Below are 16,647 nucleotides of genomic sequence, written 5' to 3'. Positions count from 1 at the left end.
CCAGCGGATCCGGTCCGGCCTCAGACCCGGGCCGCGATGAGGTCGAGCACCTTCGGGCTCGAGAGCAGCGCGAAGTGGCCGACCACCGAGACCGCGATGTTCTCGCGCGCCCCGGCGAGGCGGCTCCCTCCGGGGATGTACTGGTCGCGCATCCCGTAGATCGACGTGATGCGCGCGTCGGCCTCGCGCTCGGCCAGCAGGGTGCGGATCAGCGGGCGGTGGGGCGCGAACTCCCGGAGCGCCCGCGCCGGGGCGATCCGTGCGAGCGACGAGCCGTTGAACGGGGTCGAGACGGCGATCATGCGCTCGATCCGCCCGTCCTCGCGGTCGTCGACGACCATCATGTGCTTGCCGATCAGGCCGCCCTTGCTGTGCGCGACGACGACGACTCCGCGCAGATCGTGCTCGCGCAGGTAGTCCTGGCCGAGTCCGGCCGACGCGACGATCGGCCGCGTGTTGTAGCCGAGCGCGGGCAGCACGTGGATCGGATGGCCCGCCGCGTGCAGCCTCTCGGCGATGGGCCGGAGGAACTGCCACGTCTCGTAGATCCCGGGGATGAGCAGCACCGGAGCGCCGTCGCCGGACGCGTACCGCGACACGTCCCAGCCCTCCCGCAGGTGCACGAAGCGCGAGCCGTAGGCGTAGCGGTAGTCGCGGAGGTACGCGCGCCGCAGCGAGGTCGAGCGGCGTGGGCGGGCGGAGTCACGCGCCGGCATGGGCCCGCTCCAGCTCCGCGATGTCGAGGCGGCTCATCGCGAGCATCGCCTGCAGAGCGCGCGCGGACGCCTCGGGGTCGGCGCCTCCGAGCAGACGCGGGAGGACCTCCGGCACGATCTGCCAGGACAGCCCCCAGCGGTCGCGGAGCCAGCCGCACCGGCTCTCCTCGCCGCCGTCCGCGATCAGGGCGTCCCACAGCCGGTCGAGCTCGGACTGGCCGCCGACGGTCACGACGATCGAGACGGCCTCGGTGAACGGGAACCGCGGCCCGGCGTTGATCGCCTGGAACCGCTGCCCGTCGAGCTCGAACGTCACCGACAGCACCTCGCCGGGCGACGGGGAGCCCTCCGGCAGCACCTGGCTTCCGGTGATCCGCGAGTTCGGCACCAGCTCCGTGTAGAAGCGCGCCGCCTCCCCCGCGCCGTCGTCGAACCAGAGGAAGGTGCTGACCGCGCCCATCGGAGTCTCCGTCCTGCGCGGGAGGGTCTCCGCGGCTCCCTCAGTGTGCCGCGGAGGCGCCCTCCCCGCGACGGATCACAGCGGGTTGACGCCGAACGCCGTGGCCAGCTTGTCGATCTTCTTGGCGCGGCCCAGCCGGGGCAGGTCGCTGCCGTCGCGGATGACGCGGCCGCGGGCCTCGAAGTCGTCGAGGAAGTCGCGGGCCCAGGCGACGTCGGACGGCGTCGGGCTGATGACCTCGTTGATCACGGCGAGCTGCTCGGTGTCGAGGCAGAGCTTCCCGGTGAGGCCGAGCGAGACCGTGAGCGCGGACTGCTCGCGCAGCACGGGGTGGCTGTTCGAGACGGTCGGTCCGTCGATCGGGCCGGGCAGGTCGCCGATGCGCGAGGCGACGACCAGGCGCGAGCGCGGGTAGGCCATCGCGAGGTCGTCGGCGCTGGTGCCCGTGTCGCGGCGGTAGTCGCCGCTGCCGAACGCGAGGCGGAAGGTGCCGCGGGCGCGGGCGATCGAGACCGCCTCCTCGATGCCGAGGGCGGACTCGACCAGGGCGAGCACCGGGGTGGAGCCGCCGAGGCGGTCGAAGGTCTCGGTGACGTGCTCAGCGGCCTCGGTCTTGGCGAGCATGACGCCGGCGAGGCCGGGCAGGCCCTTCAGCGCGTCGACGTCGTCGGACCAGAACGGGGTGGAGTGGTCGTTGATGCGGACCCAGGCGCGCTTCTCGCCGGTCAGCCACTCCGCGACGTCGGTCCGCGCGTCGGGCTTCGCCTTGGGGTCGACCGCGTCCTCGATGTCGAGGACGATCTGGTCGGCGCGGGACGCGTGCGCGGCGTCGAACGTCTCGGTGCGGGTGGCGTTCACCAGCAGCCAGGAGCGCGCGATCTCGGGGGCGACGTCGCGCCCCTTCCGCTTCGCGATGGCGGTGGTGGTGGTCTCGGGCAACGTCACGTTCGGGTCCTCTCGGTGGCGCGGTCCTCGCTCCGCGGACGCCACCGCTCTGCGACGGCGCCGGGGACAAGGGTAGCGGCTCCCCGTCGGCGGGGCTCCGGGCACTCCGGCGTCTCTCCACTCCGGGGCTGCGACGCCCCGAGCGCTCCGGATCAGCGGCCCTCCGGGCGCTCCCACAGCGTCAGCACCGTCGTCGGCACCCGGATCCGCTCGCGCGCGACGAACCCCGCCTCAGCGAGCACCGTGTCCGCCTCGCCCTCCGGCAGCGCCTGCCAGACCCGGTCCTCCCCGGCGAGCGCGGCGAGCAGGTCCTCGCCCTCCAGGAGCACGTCGGAGTACGTCCCCGTCGTCCCGTACGGAGCGGCGAGGGCGACGTCGTCCACGCCCGCGAACGCCTCCGGGTAGGCGGCGAGCGCCAGGCGGGGCCGGAGCGAGACCGTCCCGGAGGAGCCGAGGAGGACGGCGTCGCCCGGACGGGCCCGCTCCTCGACGGCGGCCGCCAGACCGCGGAGGTCCTGCCCGGCCGGCTTCCCGGTGACCGTGCGCATCTGCACCAGGACCGGCAGGGCGGCCACCGCGGTCAGGGCGAGGAGGGCGACGCCCGTCCGGGCCCTGAACGAGTCGAGCGCGAGGCCGAGGAGGACCGCGAGGGCGGGCGTGCTCGACGCGAGGTAGCGGGGGGTGAACATCGGCTCGACGAGGAGGGTCCCGAGCACCAGCACCGCCGTCGGCAGCACGATCCAGAGGACGAGGGCCGGCAGGAGCGGCCCGCGCAGGCCGCCCCGCACCGCGGCGACCGCGAGGAGCGCGACGGCGATCCCGGCCAGCCACCACGCGGATCCGAAGAACGGCTCGACCAGGACGGTGAACGCGGTCACCGGCTGCGAGCGGAGCCAGCCGACCTGGCCGCTCTGCCCGGCGGCGAGGAGCAGCACCGGCACGGCGCCCAGTGCAGAGAGGGCGCTCGCCGGGAGAGCCCGCACGGCACCCCGGGGCGCCGCGGCCGCGGCGAGCGCGACGAGAGCCGGCAGCACCAGCACGGAGTAGAGGAACACCGCGTCCGCCAGACCCGCGACGGCCGCGAACGCGATCCAGCGCAGGGCTCCTCCGGAGCGGGCCGCCCGCACGACGAGGACCGCCGCTCCCACCACGAGCGCGGTGGCCAGAGCGGAGGATCGCGCCTCGGTCCCCGAGAACGAGGACCGCGGGAGCAGCACGAGCACCGCGGCGGCGAGGAGTGCTGCCCGGGGCCGGTCGAACGATCGCAGCAGGACGACGACGCCCGCCGCCGCCGCTCCCGTGGCGAGAGCGGACGGCGCCCGCACCGCGAGCTCCGACTCCCCGGCGATCGCGATCCAGCCGTGCATCAGCAGGCCGTAGACCAGGTGCACCGCGTCCTTCTCCTGCACGAAGGCGAGGAGCTCCCCCACCGGGAGCCGCGCCAGGCGGAGGGTCGCGGCCTCGTCGTTCCAGTAGGAGGGGATCCAGGAGCCGACGAGGGTCAGCGCGGTGGCGAGGGCGAGGACCGCGCTCGCGGGCAGGGTCCGGAGCGCGCGCATCCCGCCAGCGTAGAGGCCGGGCTCAGCGCGCCGAGCGCTCGGCGAGACCCTTCGCGTACGCGGCCTGGCCGACGTGCTGCGTGTCGTCGTCGATCACCGAGACCAGCCGAACCCCGAGGGTCACCGGCGGATCCCACTGCTCGTCGACGACGCGCTCGAGGTCCTCGTCGCCGAGCGTGTCGAGGAGGGCGAGCGTCTGCCGGTGCACGGCGTCGGCGTATTCCGCGAGCAGCGCGGCCGGCACCGCGGCGAGCGCCGCCACCTCGGCCGGCTCCTGCCCGTAGCCGGTCTCGTCGGGCTCGAAGGGCAGGCCGGACCGGCCGTGGAAGCCGTCGGCCGTCCACACCTGCTCGTGGCCGGCGAGCGGGGCGAGGTGGTCGTCCTGCACCCGGACGAGATGCCAGACGAGCCAGGCGGGCGAGTTCGAGCGGGCGTCCGCGCGGAACGCGAGCTGATCGGGGGTGCTGTCGTCGAGGACGGCGTGCACGTTCTCGTGCACCCGGCCGAAGGCGTCGCGGAGGAGGTCGATGGCTGCGCTCATGCCGCCAGCCTGCCGCTCCCGCGCCCGGTGCGGCACCCCCTCCGCGCGCCTCGGAGGAAGTGCGGAGGCGGGTGCCCGATACTCGGCCCGTGACCTCCGGATCCTCGAACCTGGCGACGAAGCCGTGGCTGACCTCCTACGCGGAGGGCGTGCCCGCCGAGATCGACCCTCCCACCCAGACCCTCGTCGACCTGCTCGAGGACTCGGTCGCGCGGTACCGCCGCGGCACCGCGCTCGAGTTCTTCGGCGCCGAGACCAGCTACGCCGAGCTCGGCGAGCAGGTCGCGCGCGCGGCGGAGGGCCTGCGGCGCCTGGGCGTGCGCGCCGGCGACCGCGTCGCGTTGGTGCTCCCGAACTGCCCCGAGCACGTCGTCGCGTTCTACGCGGCTCTCCGCCTCGGAGCGATCGTGGTCGAGCACAACCCGCTCTACACGCCGCGCGAGCTGCGGCGGCAGTTCGAGGACCACGGCGCCCGGTTCGCGGTCGTCTGGGACAAGATCGCCGACGTCGTCGCGACCATGCCCGCCGACCTGGGCATCGAGCGCGTCGTCTCCGTCGACCTCACCCGCTCCTTCCCGCTCGGCAAGCGCCTGGCGCTGCGGCTCCCCCTGCCGTCGGTGCGCCGGTCGCGCGAGAAGCTGACCGCGACCCCCCGCAGCCGCTCCCTGGTGCCCTTCGCGTCGCTGCTGAAGAACCGCCGCATCGCGCGCTCGCACCCCCGCCCGGTCCTCGGCGACACGGCCCTGCTGCAGTACACGAGCGGCACCACCGGCACGCCCAAGGGCGCGATCCTCTCGCACGCGAACCTCCGCGCGAACGCCCTGCAGGGCCGCGCCTGGGTGCCGGGCCTGCGCGAGGGCGACGAGACGTTCTACGCGGTGCTCCCTCTGTTCCACGCCTACGGGCTGACGCTGTGCCTGACCTTCGCGATCAGCATCGGCGCGAAGGTCGTGCTGTTCCCGACCTTCGACGTCGGCCTCGTGAAGGCGGCCGCGAAGTCGTCGCCGCCCACCTTCCTCCCCGCGGTGCCGCCCGTGTACGACGCGCTGGCCCGCGCCTCCGAGCGCCACGAGCTCGACTTGCGCGGCATCCGCTTCGCGATCTCGGGAGCGATGAGCCTGCCGGTCGCGACGGTCGACCGCTGGGAGCGCGCGAGCCGGGGACTCCTGGTCGAGGGCTACGGAATGACCGAGAGCTCGCCGGTCGCCCTCGGCAACCCGGTCGGCCCGACCCGCCGGCCCGGCACGGTGGGCGTGCCGTTCCCCAGCACGACGATCCGCCTCGTCGACCCCGCCGATCCGTCGGTCGACCGCGGCCCGGGCGAGTCCGGCGAGCTCCTGCTCCGGGGGCCGCAGGTGTTCCAGGGGTACTGGAAGCGGCCGGAGGAGACGGCCGAGGCCCTCCTCCCCGGCGGCTGGCTGCGCACGGGCGACATCGCGACCGTCTCGGCCGACGGCTTCGTGACGATCGTCGACCGGGCCAAGGAGCTCATCATCACCGGCGGCTTCAACGTCTCCCCCTCCGAGGTCGAGGGAGTGCTGGAGTCGCACCCGGACGTGACGCGCGCGGCCGTCGTCGGGCTCCCCCGCGAGGACGGCGGCGAGAGCGTCGCGGCGGCCGTGGTCCTGCGGGCCGGGACGGCCGTGGATCCGGAGGCGTTGCGCGACTTCTGCCGGCTGCACCTGACGCCCTACAAGGTGCCCAGGCGGATCGTCCCGGTGGACGAGCTGCCGACCTCGCTGATCGGCAAGGTGCTGCGCCGCCAGGTGCGCGAGAGTCTGCTGGACTGAGGCGACCGGAGCGGGCGGTGGCCCGCGAGGAGGAGGACGACATGGCGAGGATCGTGCAGTACGAGCGGATCGGCGGGCCCGAGGTGCTCGAGACCGTCGAGGCGCCGGAGCCCGAGGCGGGGCCCGGAATCGTGGTGGTCGCCGTCCGCGCGGCCGGTGTGAACCCGATCGAGTGGAAGGTGCGCTCCGGCCTGCGCCCGAGCCCGCCGTTCGACGGTCCGCGGAGGCTCGGGTCGGACGGCTCCGGCGTGGTCTCCGCCGTCGGTCCGGGAGTGACCGGTTGGAGCGTCGGCGACCGGGTCATCGTCAGCGGCGCCACCGGCACCTACGCGACCGCCGTCGCGGTCTCCCCCGACTCCCTCGATCCGCTCCCCGACGGACTCGGCTTCGAGGAGGCGGCCGCGCTCGGCATCCCGGTCTCCACCGCCTACCAGGCGGTGGTCTCGCTCGGCGTCGCGGAGGGATCGACGTTCGTCGTCCACGCGGGCGCCGGCGCGGTAGGACGGGCGGCGATCCAGTTCGCCGTCGACCGCGGAGCCCGGGTGATCGCCACGGCGAGCCCGGCGAATCACGAGGCGCTGCGCGCGCTCGGAGCGGTGCCGGTCGCCTACGGGCCCGGACTGCTCGAGCGGCTGCGTGCCGCGGCGCCCGAGGGCGTCGACCGCGTGCTCGACGCGGCCGGGACGGACGAGGCGCTCGCCGCCTCGCTCGCGCTGGTGGAGGATCCGCAGCACGTCGGAACGGTGGTCGCCGGTCCTCGGGCGGCCGAGCTGGGCATCCGGGCCTGGAGCGGCGGCAGTCCCGTGCCGCTGACCGAGGAGGAGCAGCGCCTCCGCCGCGAGGGGGTGCCGCTGGCCGCCCGGCTGGCGAGCGAGGGGCGCTTCGCGGTCGCGACGGGTCCGCGCCTCCCGCTCGAGCGGGCCGCAGAGGCGCACCGGCTCAGCGAGGACGGCCACGTCCGCGGGAAGATCCTTCTCGTTCCCTGAGCCGGGCCGGCTCCCGGCATCCGTCTCCCCACCGCTTCCCCCGCTCTCACCGTCGAGAAGGAGTCCCCGTGTCCACTGACGACACCACCCCCGTGATCCTGGGGGGCGCCCGCACCCCGTTCGCCCGCTTCTCCGGAGCCTTCGCGCCGCTCTCGGGCGTCGAGCTCGGCGCCGCTGCCATCCGAGGGGCTCTCGAGCGCTCGGGCGCCTCCGCGGCCGACGTCGACGCGGTCGTGCTCGGCCAGGTGATCCAGGCCGGAGCCGGTCAGGGCCCCGCCCGGCAGGCCGCGGTCCTCGCGGGCCTGGGCTGGGACGTCCCGGCGGTCACGATCAACAAGCTCTGCCTGTCGGGTCTCACCGCGGTGATCGACGCGGCGCGGATGATCCGGCTCGGCGAGGCGCAGGTGGTCGTCGCCGGAGGGCAGGAGTCGATGACCAACGCGCCGCACCTCCTGCTCGGATCCCGCTCGGGCCTGGGTGTCGGTCCGCGTCCGCTCGAGGACGCACTCCTCCACGACGGCCTGCTCGATCCGTTCGACCGCCGCCTGATGGGGAGGGTGACCGACGACGGCAACGCCGCACGGGGCATCCGCCGCGAGCGCCAGGACGCCTTCGCCGCGCTCTCGCACCAGCGGGCCGCCGCGGCACGGTCCACCGGCGTGCTCGCCGAGGAGATCGTGCCGGTCGCGGTTCCGCAGCGGCGCGGACCGGACCTCGTCGTGTCCGCCGACGACGGGATCCGGGAGGACAGCACGGTCGAGACGCTCGCCCGGCTGGCCCCCGCGTTCTCGCCCGAGGGCACGATCACGGCGGGCAGCTCGTCCCCGATCACGGACGGCGCCGCCGCGCTGGTCGTCGTGTCCCGCGGCTGGGCCCGCGAGCGCGGACTGCCCTGGCTCGCGACCGTCGCCGAGCACGGGCAGGTCGCCGGACCGGACAACTCCCTGCATTCACAGCCGTCGGCGGCGATCCTCCGGGCGCTCGGCCGCCGCGGTGCAGCGGTGTCCGACCTGGACCTGATCGAGATCAACGAGGCGTTCGCCTCCGTCGTCCTCCAGTCGGCGGACGATCTCGGCGTCGAGCCCGAGGCGGTCAACCCCGACGGCGGGGCGATCGCGCTCGGCCACCCTGTGGGCGCCTCCGGAGCACGGCTGGCCCTGCACCTGGCGCTGGCCCTCCGGCGCCGGGGCGGCGGTCTGGGCGTCGCCGCGCTCTGCGGCGGAGGCGGCCAGGGCGAGGCGCTGATCCTCGAGGGCTGACCGGCGGTCCGCCCCCAGGAGCGCGTCGGCGCCTCCGGCTACGCTCGCGGGATGAGCATCCTGAGCGCCGACGGCCTCGCCTTCGTCACCGAGCGCCACCTGGCCACCCTCTCCACCCCCGGCCGCCAGGGCCGCCTGCACGTGGTCGCCGTGGGCTTCACCTACGAGGACGGCGTCGTCCGCGTCATCACCTCCCGCGAGAGCCAGAAGGTGCTCAACGTCCGGCGGGGCGGCACCGCGACGGTCGGGCAGGTCGACGGCATCCGGTGGCTGAGCCTGGGCGGTCCGGCGACGATCGAGGAGGAGCCGGACGCCGTGCAGCACGCCGTCGAGCTCTACTCCCAGCGCTACCGCACCCCGCGCCCGAACCCCCTCCGCGTCGCGATCCGCATCGACGTCGACTTCGCCCTCGCCTCCTCCGGCCTGCGCGCGGAGTAGCCGGGTGGCCCGCGGCGACGCGCTGGGCGGGGGCGGCGCCGTGTCCTCCCTCCGCACCTACCGCTACGTCCGCCTCTCCCTGGTGGCGGCCGTGGCGCTCCTCACGGCCGGCCTCGTCCACCAGCTCGTCGGCGGAGGCCCGCTGCGCTCGATCAGCGCCTCGTACTACACCCCGGTCCGCTCCCTCTTCACCGGGGCGCTCTTCGCGGTCGGCGTCGCGCTGGTCGTCCTCGCCGGCAGGAGCGTGCGGCGCTTCCTCCTGCTGCTGGCGGGCATGACGGCGCCGGTCATCGCGATCGTGCCGGTGCCCCTCGCCTCGGAGGAGCTGCAGCGCCTCCAGGGAGCGGTGTGCCCGGCGGGAGGGGCGTCGTGCCTTCCCGCGACGGCCGCGGGTGAGGTCGCCGCCTCCCTGCCCGCCTACCTGGTCACGGCCGCGGCCGTCCTCGTCGCCTCCGTGATCCTGCTCGCCCTCGACCGGGTCCTCGACCGCTGGGCGCTCGTCCGCACCGCGATCGCCGCCGCCCTCCTGATCGCTCTGGCGGCCTGGAGCACGCTCCCGTCGTTCCTGCGGCTCGGCCACTACGCCGCCGCCGGCGTCTTCTTCCTCCTCATCGCCGTCACCGCCGGTCTGCACGCCGTCGCGGTGCGCGAGGAGGGAGCGAGCGGGCCGGGGACGCCGCGCTTCTACTCCCGCTGCTACGCCGTTCTCGCGGTGCTGATCGCCGCGGTCGATGCGGCGCTGGTGCTCCTGCTTCTCACGGGGCGGGGAGCGGAACTTCTCGGCGAGCAGTGGCTCCTGCTCGGCGAGGCCGTCGCGCTCGCCCTCTTCGGGATCTTCTGGGTGCTGCAGACCGTCGAGAACTGGGATCGTCCCGACGTGCTGCTCGTCGCGCGGGGCTGAGGGGGCCGGTGACGGACGGCCCCCTCAGCCGCTCAGCGCTTGAGGGTGATCGAAGAGCTCCGCCCGAGGTTCCCTGCGGCGTCGTAGGCGTGCGCGACGATCGCGTACCGCCCGGCCGGGTAGGAGGAGGCCGAGACGGTCAGGCGCCACGTGCCGTCCGACGCCCTCGTCGCGTCGCCCAGCCGCGTGGCTCCGCTCCAGAAGCTCAGCTTCGTCGTGCCGACGTCGTCCTTGGCGGTGGCGACCAGGGTGACAGAGCCACGCACCGTCGATCCGCTCGTCGGCGCGGTGATGACGGTCTTCGGAGCCGTCGTGTCGCGCGACGGCGCGGGCGAGCCCGTGGGTGCCGGAGCAGGAGCCGCGGTGGGCGCCGACGTGGGAGTCGGGGTCGGAGCCGGAGCCGGTTCGTCGCCGAGGCCCCAGGCCGTCCACAGCTCGTCCGCGATCATCGCCTGGCCGGCGACGTTCGGGTGGAAGTAGTCGACGTCCGTCGAGAGCTGGTCGAGCGAGATCGGAGCCGCCGTGAGGGCACCGCCGTCCCAGACGCAGTCGTTCGCGGCGGACGCGCAGGCCGATTCCAGTGCCTCGTTGAAGGCGGCCTCCCGGTCCTCCGCCGCCGCGAGCGAGGCGGTGTAGGCCGAGCCGGTCAGCGGGGCTCCGGTCGTCGCGTCGACTCCGCGCTGGGTCCGGCAGACCCCGCCCCAGGCCCAGATCGCGGCGCCCGGCGTCGACTTCACGGCCTCCCACTCCGACTCGATGTCCGGGACCGAGCCGACGAGCACCGTCGCCTCCGGCCACTCCTCGCCGATGGAGCGCAGTATCCGGGTCGCCGACGCCGCGAAGGAGGCCGCGGGCGTCATCGCGTAGCCGTCGCGGGAGTCGGGCGAGAGGCTCAGCGAGCAGAGGTCGTTGCCGCCGATCAGCAGCGTGACCACGTCCGGCTCCTCCCCGGCCGCGACCGCGGCGTCGATCCGCGACTCGACTCCGCTGATGACCGCGCCCGACTTCGCGTAGTTCACCGCGCGGACCGCCGTCCGCGGATCCGCCGCCGCCAAACGGCTCGCGATCGAGTCGACCGCGGGCGCCGATCCCGTCGCCCAGGAGTTCTCGACGCAGTCGCGGTTCACCCCGCAGGTCGTCGCCGCGCGCGTGATCGAGTCGCCGAGCGCGAGCAGCGTCTGCGTCCCGGACGCCTGCGCCGGCGGTGCCGCCAGGAGCCCCGCCAGGAGCGCGATCGCCCCCGCGCCGACCCCTGCTGCTCTCCGCCGTGCCCTGTGTGCTGTGGTCCCCATGTCGTCCCGTCCCCTGGTCGTCCATCGTTCGAGTGCCTCGCGTGCTGCGAGAGCACGAGGGGCGAGCGTACGTCGCCGCGGATCCCCCGACGGACCGGAGGAGGGCGGCTCCCGTCCGGCGCGGCCCGGATGGGGGACACGGAGGACGCACGGACGCGGGCGGCCCACAGCTTGGGGCGCCCGATCGTCAGGACCTGCACGACCGGCCCGCGCGCTCTCCCGCCCGGAGAGCACGTGGACCGACGGCTCCTCCTCGATACTCTGAGGCGATGATCGGCCGTCGCCGTGGAGGGAAGAGGGATCAGCATGGACTACTCGAACGAGGACGATCTCAAGCAGAGGATCGGTATCGACTCCTGGAGGAATCTGTCGAAAGAGAAGTTCATCGCGTTCGCATCCGAGCTGCCGAACATGAGCGAGGAGCTCGCCCTGAAGGTCGTCGAGCAGTTCCCGGATTTCAAGAATCTCGTCCTCGACTCGTTCAGTGAAGTGGGAGATCAGGCGAGTTCAGCCGTTCGAGCCAACTGGAAGAGTCAGAAGAAGGTTCACAGGGCCTTCGCCGAGTACCGCGCCGTCCTGAACCGCGAACTGGATCGTGACACCCTGAGCGCGGCGGACCGCTACTCGGTCCTTCGGCTGTTCAAAGAAGCGATCGACGACGAAGCGCTGAAGGATTCGGAGCACAAGGCGTTCGTGCTCCGGGCACTGGGCATCGTCGCGATGGTCGCAGTCGCCGGAGTCTCGACGGGAGTCGCCGTCCTCGGCGGTCGAGCCAGGATCGGCGGAGACGCCTAGTACCGAGTGCCGATCGAACGGACCACTCCTCCGCCGACGAGCGCGTCGAGGCCGCGAGGCGGTCGACCCGCCGAACAGGCGAGGTTCCCGATCCGGCCGCCGGCACAAACCAGAAGGCCCGCTCTCTCGAGCGGGCCTTCCGTGGTGGTGGATCCGAGGGGATTCGAACCCCTGACCTCTTCATTGCGAACGAAGCGCGCTACCAACTGCGCCACGGACCCGTGCCTTCCGAGCCGTCACCGGCCCGAACAACTCGTCCACACTAGCACGGACGAGCAGGCGCCTCGCACTCGGGTCAGGCCCCGCGGCGGCGCTGCAGCGCCTGGTCGAGGTCGATCGCGTCGACGCCGTCCACGACGCCCATCGCGGCGAAGCGGGAGGAGGGACGCGGAGCCTCGGGAGCGGGAGCGGCGGCACGCGGGACGCGCAGCGGCGCCACCTCGGGAGCGGTCGCGGCGGCGCGCTGGGCGAGCTCCGCCTCCGCCGCGGCGGTGCGCAGGCGCTCCACGGCGTCGATCGACGCCATCGCGGAGGCGGCGACCGTGCCCCGGGAGAGGTACAGCGGCTTGGGGAGCGGCTGCGGCGTCCAGCTCGCACGGTCCTCGGCGAGCTCCTCGGAGGCGTCGTCCCCCGCCTCCTCGGCGAGCTCGGCCTCGAAGACCTCGGCGCGCCGGCGCTCGATCGCGGCGGCCGTCGTCGCTGTTGCGGCCGGAGCGGCGGCGCGGCGGCGACCCGGCGCCAGCAGGATCAGCGTGCCGAGCCCCGCGACGGCGAGGAGCAGGCCGACGAGCGGCACCGCGCCCGTGCCGCCGAAGGGCAGCATCACGAGCCCGACCAGCGCGGCGACCGCGCCGACCAGCACGGCCAGCGCGGCGCCCTGGCGCCAGCGCAGGACCGAGGGCCCTGACCGCGTGCTCCGCCGTGCGCTCGCGGTCGCCCGTCGCAGCGCGTCGCGCGCCGCCTTCTCCGCCTGTGCCAGCTCCATCGCCTGTGCCTTCTCTTCGGCTCGTCGTCGTGTCTCGGTCACCCGGAGCCGGCGCTGCTGCAGCGCCACCTCGCGGGCCGTCGCCTCCGCACGCACGTGCTCGGGCACTTCCGCGGTCTCGGCGAGGATCCGCAGCGTCTGCTGCAGCCTCACCGCGTTGCGCTCGGTCGCGTTGTACGACCGCCTGCGCATCCACGTGGGGATCAGGTAGGCGACCCACAGAACGGCGGCGAGCGCCCAGACGACGCCCCCGCCCAGCCAGTCGCTACTCATGCGGACAACGCTAGGAGCACCGGGCACTCCCGTCCGTCATTACGGGTAGGTGTGTCCGTGCGGATCGCGGATCAGCCGGGGCCCCGTCGGAGGGACACCGGCGCCGTCGGAGGGTCCGGAGAGACCCGAGCGGCGCGAGGCGCGGAGGTCCGCGTCGGTCGGCACGCCGACCTCCGACGGGACCTGCCCGTCGAGGTAGCGGCGGAGCACGCCGCGGGGCACCTCCTCCGCCACGAGGGCGAAGCAGAAGTGGTCCCGCCAGTCGCCGTTGATGTGGATGAAGCGCCGCCGCAGGCCCTCGTAGCGGAAGCCGAGCTTCTCGACCACGCGCAGGCTCGGCCGGTTCTCCGGGCGGATGCAGATCTCGATCCGGTGCAGCCCCAGGTCGAGGAAGGCGTGGTCGGCAGCTAGTGCCACGGCGATCGGAGTGATCCCCCGCCCGGCGTAGCGCTCGGACACCCAGTAGCCGATCGACCCGGAGGAGAGCGAGCCGTACCCGATGTTCGAGATGTTGAGCTGCCCGGCGAGCTCGCCGTCCCAGTCGATGAGGAACGGCACTCCCCCGCCGGCCCGCGCGTTCTGCTGCAGCGAGCGGATGCTGGCGCGCACGTCGAACGCGGCGCCTCCCCGGGGGTCGGACGCCTCCCACTGGCGCAGCCACGACCGGTTCGCGATCAGCTCCCGCTCGAGAGGGCGGGCGTCGCGCACGCGGATGGGGCGGACGGTGACACGACCCTCGGTGAGCGTCGGGATCGGGAGCGGCATGATGCGACCCTACTGCTCCGCCGCACTGCGGGAGGGGGACTGGACTCCGCGGCGTTCCGTGCTCTCGGGGAACGGACGAACGGACGGGATCCCGTGCCGCAGCAGGGGGTCCCGTCCGTTCCGGAGGAGCGCTCGCCGGGGCTCAGAGGCCGGCGACGAAGTCCTTCAGCCAGGGCTTGAGGTCCTTGCCGAGGTCGTCGCGGTCGGAGGCGAGCTGCACGATGGCCTTGATGTAGTCGAGCTTGTCGCCGGTGTCGTAGCGGCGGCCGCGGAACACGACGCCGTAGACGCCGCCGAACTCGGCCGGGTCCTGCGCCATGCGCTCCAGTGCGTCGGTCAGCTGGATCTCGCCGCCCTTGCCCGGAGCGGTGTGCTCGAGCACGCCGAACACGTCGGGCTTCAGCACGTAGCGGCCGATGATCGCGAGGTTCGAGGGGGCGTCCTCCTTGGAGGGCTTCTCGACCAGCCCGGTGATCCGCACCACGTCGTCCTCGTCGGTCGCCTCGACCGCCGCGCAGCCGTAGAGGTGGATCTGGTCGGGGTCGACCTCGAGCAGGGCGACCACCGTGGTGTCGCGCTGCTCGGCGACGTCGATCATGCGCGAGAGCAGCGGGTCGCGGGCGTCGATCAGGTCGTCGCCGAGGAGCACGGCGAAGGGCTCGTCGCCGACGTGGCGCTGCGCACGGGAGACCGCGTGGCCGAGGCCCTTCGGCTCGCCCTGACGGACGAAGTGCACGTCGGCGAGGTCGCTGGCGTACTTGACGTGCTCGAGCTTCTTGTCGTCCTTCTTCTGGGACAGGTTCTGCTCGAGCTCGGGCACCGAGTCGAAGTGGTTGGCGAGCGCGTTCTTGTTGCGCCCGATGATCACGAGCACGTCCTGGAGGCCGGCGTCCGCCGCCTCCTCGACCACGTACTGGATCGCCGGCTTGTCGACGACCGGCAGCATCTCCTTGGGGATGGCCTTCGTCGCCGGCAGGAAGCGGGTGCCGAGACCTGCGGCGGGGATGACTGCTTTGCGGATTCGAGTGCCCATGGGGCGCCATCCTAGCGGCGGGGGAAGTCGCGGGAGTTTCGCGCCAGGAGCGGCGACGGAAGGCGCCGGACCCCGTTCCGGGGCGGTCCGGGACGAGCGTCCCTCAGGGTCGTCCGCGCGGAGGCCGGCGCGGGGCCCGGTTCTAGACTGAGCGCATGCCAGCCGACATCACGCACGAGAAGCGGGCGCTGCGCGCCGAGCTGCGCGAGCGCCGCCGCACGCAGACCTCGACCGCTCGCGACCAGGCCGCGGAGCAGATCACCGCCCACCTGATCGAGCTCGCCACCCGCGTGGGGGCCCGCTCCCTCGCGTGCTACCTCTCCGCTCCGGAGGAGCCGAGCACCCGGCCGTTCCTGGGCTGGGCCGAGAGCCACGGCATCCGCGTCCTCTTCCCCGTCTCGCGCCAGGACGGCCTGCTCGACTGGGCGGTCGGCGACGGCCACACCGAGACCCAGGGCCTGTTCGGCATGCCCGAGCCCGTCGGGCAGCTGCTCGGCCCCATCGCGATCAACGACGTCGACCTCATCGTCGTCCCGGCCGCCACCGTCGACCGGCAGGGGATGCGGATGGGCTGGGGGCGCGGCTACTTCGACAAGACCCTCGGCTCGATGGAGAAGTGCCCGCCGGTCTACGCCGTCGTCTTCGACAGCGAGCTCGTCGACCGGGTGCCCAGCGAGGTCCACGACCAGGCCGTCGACGGAGTCGTCACTCCCTCCGGCATCGTCGACCTGCGCCACTGACCCCGTCCTCCTTCTCCCCCACCCGCCTCCGAGGAGCCCCCTGTGCCCACCTACTCCTACCGCTGCACGCAGTGCGGCAACGCCTTCGACATCCAGCAGAAGTTCACCGACGACACGCTCACCGAGTGCCCGAGCTGCCAGGGGGCGCTGCGCAAGGTGTTCAGCGCGGTCGGCGTGACCTTCAACGGCTCGGGCTTCTACCGCACCGACTCCCGCTCGGGCGGGAAGTCGAGCGAGGGCGGCTCCTCCTCCTCGGGTGCCGGCTCGTCCGGCTCGGGCGCATCCGGCTCCGGCTCATCCGACTCGTCGTCGGGCTCCTCGGGATCGGGCGGCTCCTCCTCCGGATCCTCGGGTTCATCGGGCTCGGGCGGCTCCTCGTCCGGCTCGGGGTCCTCGGGCTCCGGATCGTCCTCCTCCTCGTCGTCCTCGGGCTCCTCCGGGTCCTCCTCCTCGGGCTCCTCCTCCGGGAGCTGACCCGCCACCCACCGCTCACGGCAGAAACGGAACGATCATGATCAACGGCTTCAAGGAGTTCATCCTCCGCGGCAACGTCATCGACCTGGCTGTCGCCGTGGTCATCGGCGCCGCCTTCACGACCATCGTCAACGCGATCGTGACGGGGATCTTCAACCCGCTCATCGGCGTGATCTTCGACGCCTCCTCCCTCGAGGCCCTGGTCTGGCCCATCCGACCGGGAGAGAACGGCGAGGACCCGACCGTCATCGCCTACGGCTCGGTCGTCTCGGCCCTGATCCAGTTCGTGATCGTCGCCTTCGTCCTCTACTTCGCGTTCGTCCTGCCGATCAACCACCTCAAGAACGCTGCCTTCGCCAAGAAGGCCGCCGACGCCCCCGCCGCGGAGGACAAGGCCCCCACCGAGCTCGAGCTCCTCGCCGACATCCGCGACCTGCTCGCCAACAACGGCACCGCAACCACCGCGAACTCCGGCAAGCACGTCGACTGAGTTGTCCTGTCTTCTTCCGCCGGAGGCGGAAGAAGACCGCGGTCGGCTTCCCGATGGAGAGCGTTCCGTGGAGCGGTGTGCGAACAGTGCGTTCGAAACGCTGGCACGCGTTTCGGACGACACCTGCACCCTCGGCAGGTCGCCTATCGGGGCCTTCAGCGTCTCCGGCGGGGACTGATCGTTCCTGTGTCCACGCCTTCATCGG

18 protein-coding genes and 1 tRNA gene are annotated in these 16,647 nt (G+C 73.4%); 9 read left to right on the top strand and 10 right to left on the bottom strand.

The features are described from left to right. Positions 1 to 20: 20 nt before the first annotated feature. From C5B92_RS02360 to C5B92_RS02340, 5 genes are all read right to left on the bottom strand, one after another. On the bottom strand, positions 21 to 716 hold the full coding sequence (locus C5B92_RS02360; RefSeq protein ID WP_104223206.1) for a triacylglycerol lipase: 696 nt from the start codon (positions 714 to 716) through the stop codon (positions 21 to 23). Next, on the bottom strand, positions 703 to 1,176 hold the full coding sequence (locus C5B92_RS02355; RefSeq protein WP_104223207.1) for a VOC family protein: 474 nt from the start codon (positions 1,174 to 1,176) through the stop codon (positions 703 to 705). Before C5B92_RS02355 ends, C5B92_RS02360 begins: the two co-directional genes overlap by 14 nt. A gap of 75 nt (positions 1,177 to 1,251) precedes the next feature. Further along, positions 1,252 to 2,115, bottom strand: a complete 864-nt coding sequence (locus C5B92_RS02350; protein ID WP_208543400.1) for a CoA ester lyase — start codon at positions 2,113 to 2,115, stop codon at positions 1,252 to 1,254. A 158-nt stretch (positions 2,116 to 2,273) separates the two neighbouring features. Then, entirely contained in the window at positions 2,274 to 3,680 is a 1,407-nt protein-coding gene (locus C5B92_RS02345; RefSeq protein WP_104255410.1) for a glycosyltransferase family 39 protein, read from the bottom strand. 22 nt (positions 3,681 to 3,702) lie between these two features. Beyond that, entirely contained in the window at positions 3,703 to 4,221 is a 519-nt protein-coding gene (locus tag C5B92_RS02340) for a DinB family protein (RefSeq protein WP_104255411.1), read from the bottom strand. An 89-nt stretch (positions 4,222 to 4,310) separates the two neighbouring features. Here C5B92_RS02340 and C5B92_RS02335 point away from each other — a divergent pair, with 89 nt between their 5' ends. The 5 genes from C5B92_RS02335 (at position 4,311) to C5B92_RS02315 (ending at position 9,595) form a co-directional block, all read left to right on the top strand. Continuing rightward, entirely contained in the window at positions 4,311 to 6,011 is a 1,701-nt protein-coding gene (locus C5B92_RS02335; protein ID WP_104223210.1) for a long-chain-fatty-acid--CoA ligase, read from the top strand. Between the two features lie 41 nt (positions 6,012 to 6,052). Continuing rightward, entirely contained in the window at positions 6,053 to 6,997 is a 945-nt protein-coding gene (locus tag C5B92_RS02330) for an NADP-dependent oxidoreductase (protein ID WP_104255444.1), read from the top strand. A 68-nt stretch (positions 6,998 to 7,065) separates the two neighbouring features. Beyond that, a complete protein-coding gene (locus tag C5B92_RS02325; protein ID WP_104232853.1) occupies positions 7,066 to 8,256 on the top strand; it encodes an acetyl-CoA C-acyltransferase in 1,191 nt (396 codons plus the stop codon). A 51-nt stretch (positions 8,257 to 8,307) separates the two neighbouring features. Further along, positions 8,308 to 8,694, top strand: a complete 387-nt coding sequence (locus C5B92_RS02320) for a pyridoxamine 5'-phosphate oxidase family protein (RefSeq protein ID WP_104223212.1) — start codon at positions 8,308 to 8,310, stop codon at positions 8,692 to 8,694. 4 nt (positions 8,695 to 8,698) lie between these two features. Then, the gene (locus tag C5B92_RS02315) at positions 8,699 to 9,595 is read left to right on the top strand and encodes a hypothetical protein (RefSeq protein WP_104255412.1); all 897 of its coding nucleotides are present in this window, start codon (positions 8,699 to 8,701) and stop codon (positions 9,593 to 9,595) included. Positions 9,596 to 9,627: 32 nt separating this feature from the next. Here the strand turns inward: C5B92_RS02315 and C5B92_RS02310 are convergent, their stop codons facing one another. Further along, the gene (locus C5B92_RS02310) at positions 9,628 to 10,887 is read right to left on the bottom strand and encodes a GDSL-type esterase/lipase family protein (protein ID WP_104255413.1); all 1,260 of its coding nucleotides are present in this window, start codon (positions 10,885 to 10,887) and stop codon (positions 9,628 to 9,630) included. Positions 10,888 to 11,193: 306 nt separating this feature from the next. Between C5B92_RS02310 and C5B92_RS02305 the strand changes: the two genes are divergently transcribed. Continuing rightward, on the top strand, positions 11,194 to 11,682 hold the full coding sequence (locus C5B92_RS02305) for a hypothetical protein (protein ID WP_104274204.1): 489 nt from the start codon (positions 11,194 to 11,196) through the stop codon (positions 11,680 to 11,682). Between the two features lie 145 nt (positions 11,683 to 11,827). On the opposite strand, the gene C5B92_RS02300 is transcribed toward C5B92_RS02305, so the two are convergent. The 4 genes from C5B92_RS02300 to galU all read right to left on the bottom strand — a co-directional run bounded on the left by C5B92_RS02300 (position 11,828) and on the right by galU (position 14,738). Then, positions 11,828 to 11,903: transfer RNA gene (locus tag C5B92_RS02300), tRNA-Ala, on the bottom strand. 74 nt (positions 11,904 to 11,977) lie between these two features. Beyond that, entirely contained in the window at positions 11,978 to 12,940 is a 963-nt protein-coding gene (locus C5B92_RS02295) for a hypothetical protein (RefSeq protein WP_104255415.1), read from the bottom strand. 39 nt (positions 12,941 to 12,979) lie between these two features. Further along, a complete protein-coding gene (locus tag C5B92_RS02290) occupies positions 12,980 to 13,705 on the bottom strand; it encodes a GNAT family N-acetyltransferase (RefSeq protein ID WP_104223217.1) in 726 nt (241 codons plus the stop codon). A gap of 142 nt (positions 13,706 to 13,847) precedes the next feature. Further along, positions 13,848 to 14,738: a UTP--glucose-1-phosphate uridylyltransferase GalU gene (galU, locus tag C5B92_RS02285; RefSeq protein ID WP_104223218.1), complete on the bottom strand. Its 891-nt coding sequence runs from the start codon at positions 14,736 to 14,738 to the stop codon at positions 13,848 to 13,850. 155 nt (positions 14,739 to 14,893) lie between these two features. Between galU and C5B92_RS02280 the strand changes: the two genes are divergently transcribed. Genes C5B92_RS02280 through mscL form a run of 3 tightly spaced genes read left to right on the top strand, consistent with a single transcriptional unit; the run spans position 14,894 to position 16,442 of the window. Then, the gene (locus C5B92_RS02280; protein ID WP_104255416.1) at positions 14,894 to 15,478 is read left to right on the top strand and encodes a 5-formyltetrahydrofolate cyclo-ligase; all 585 of its coding nucleotides are present in this window, start codon (positions 14,894 to 14,896) and stop codon (positions 15,476 to 15,478) included. A gap of 42 nt (positions 15,479 to 15,520) precedes the next feature. Beyond that, on the top strand, positions 15,521 to 15,952 hold the full coding sequence (locus C5B92_RS02275; protein WP_104223220.1) for an FmdB family zinc ribbon protein: 432 nt from the start codon (positions 15,521 to 15,523) through the stop codon (positions 15,950 to 15,952). A 37-nt stretch (positions 15,953 to 15,989) separates the two neighbouring features. Continuing rightward, on the top strand, positions 15,990 to 16,442 hold the full coding sequence (gene mscL, locus C5B92_RS02270; protein WP_181027096.1) for a large conductance mechanosensitive channel protein MscL: 453 nt from the start codon (positions 15,990 to 15,992) through the stop codon (positions 16,440 to 16,442). The last annotated feature ends 205 nt before the right edge of the window (positions 16,443 to 16,647 follow it).

The sequence above is a fragment of the Rathayibacter sp. AY1A4 genome (assembly GCF_002930955.1).
Lineage (GTDB): Bacteria > Actinomycetota > Actinomycetes > Actinomycetales > Microbacteriaceae > Rathayibacter.
This window is presented reverse-complemented; position numbering and strand designations above follow the sequence as displayed.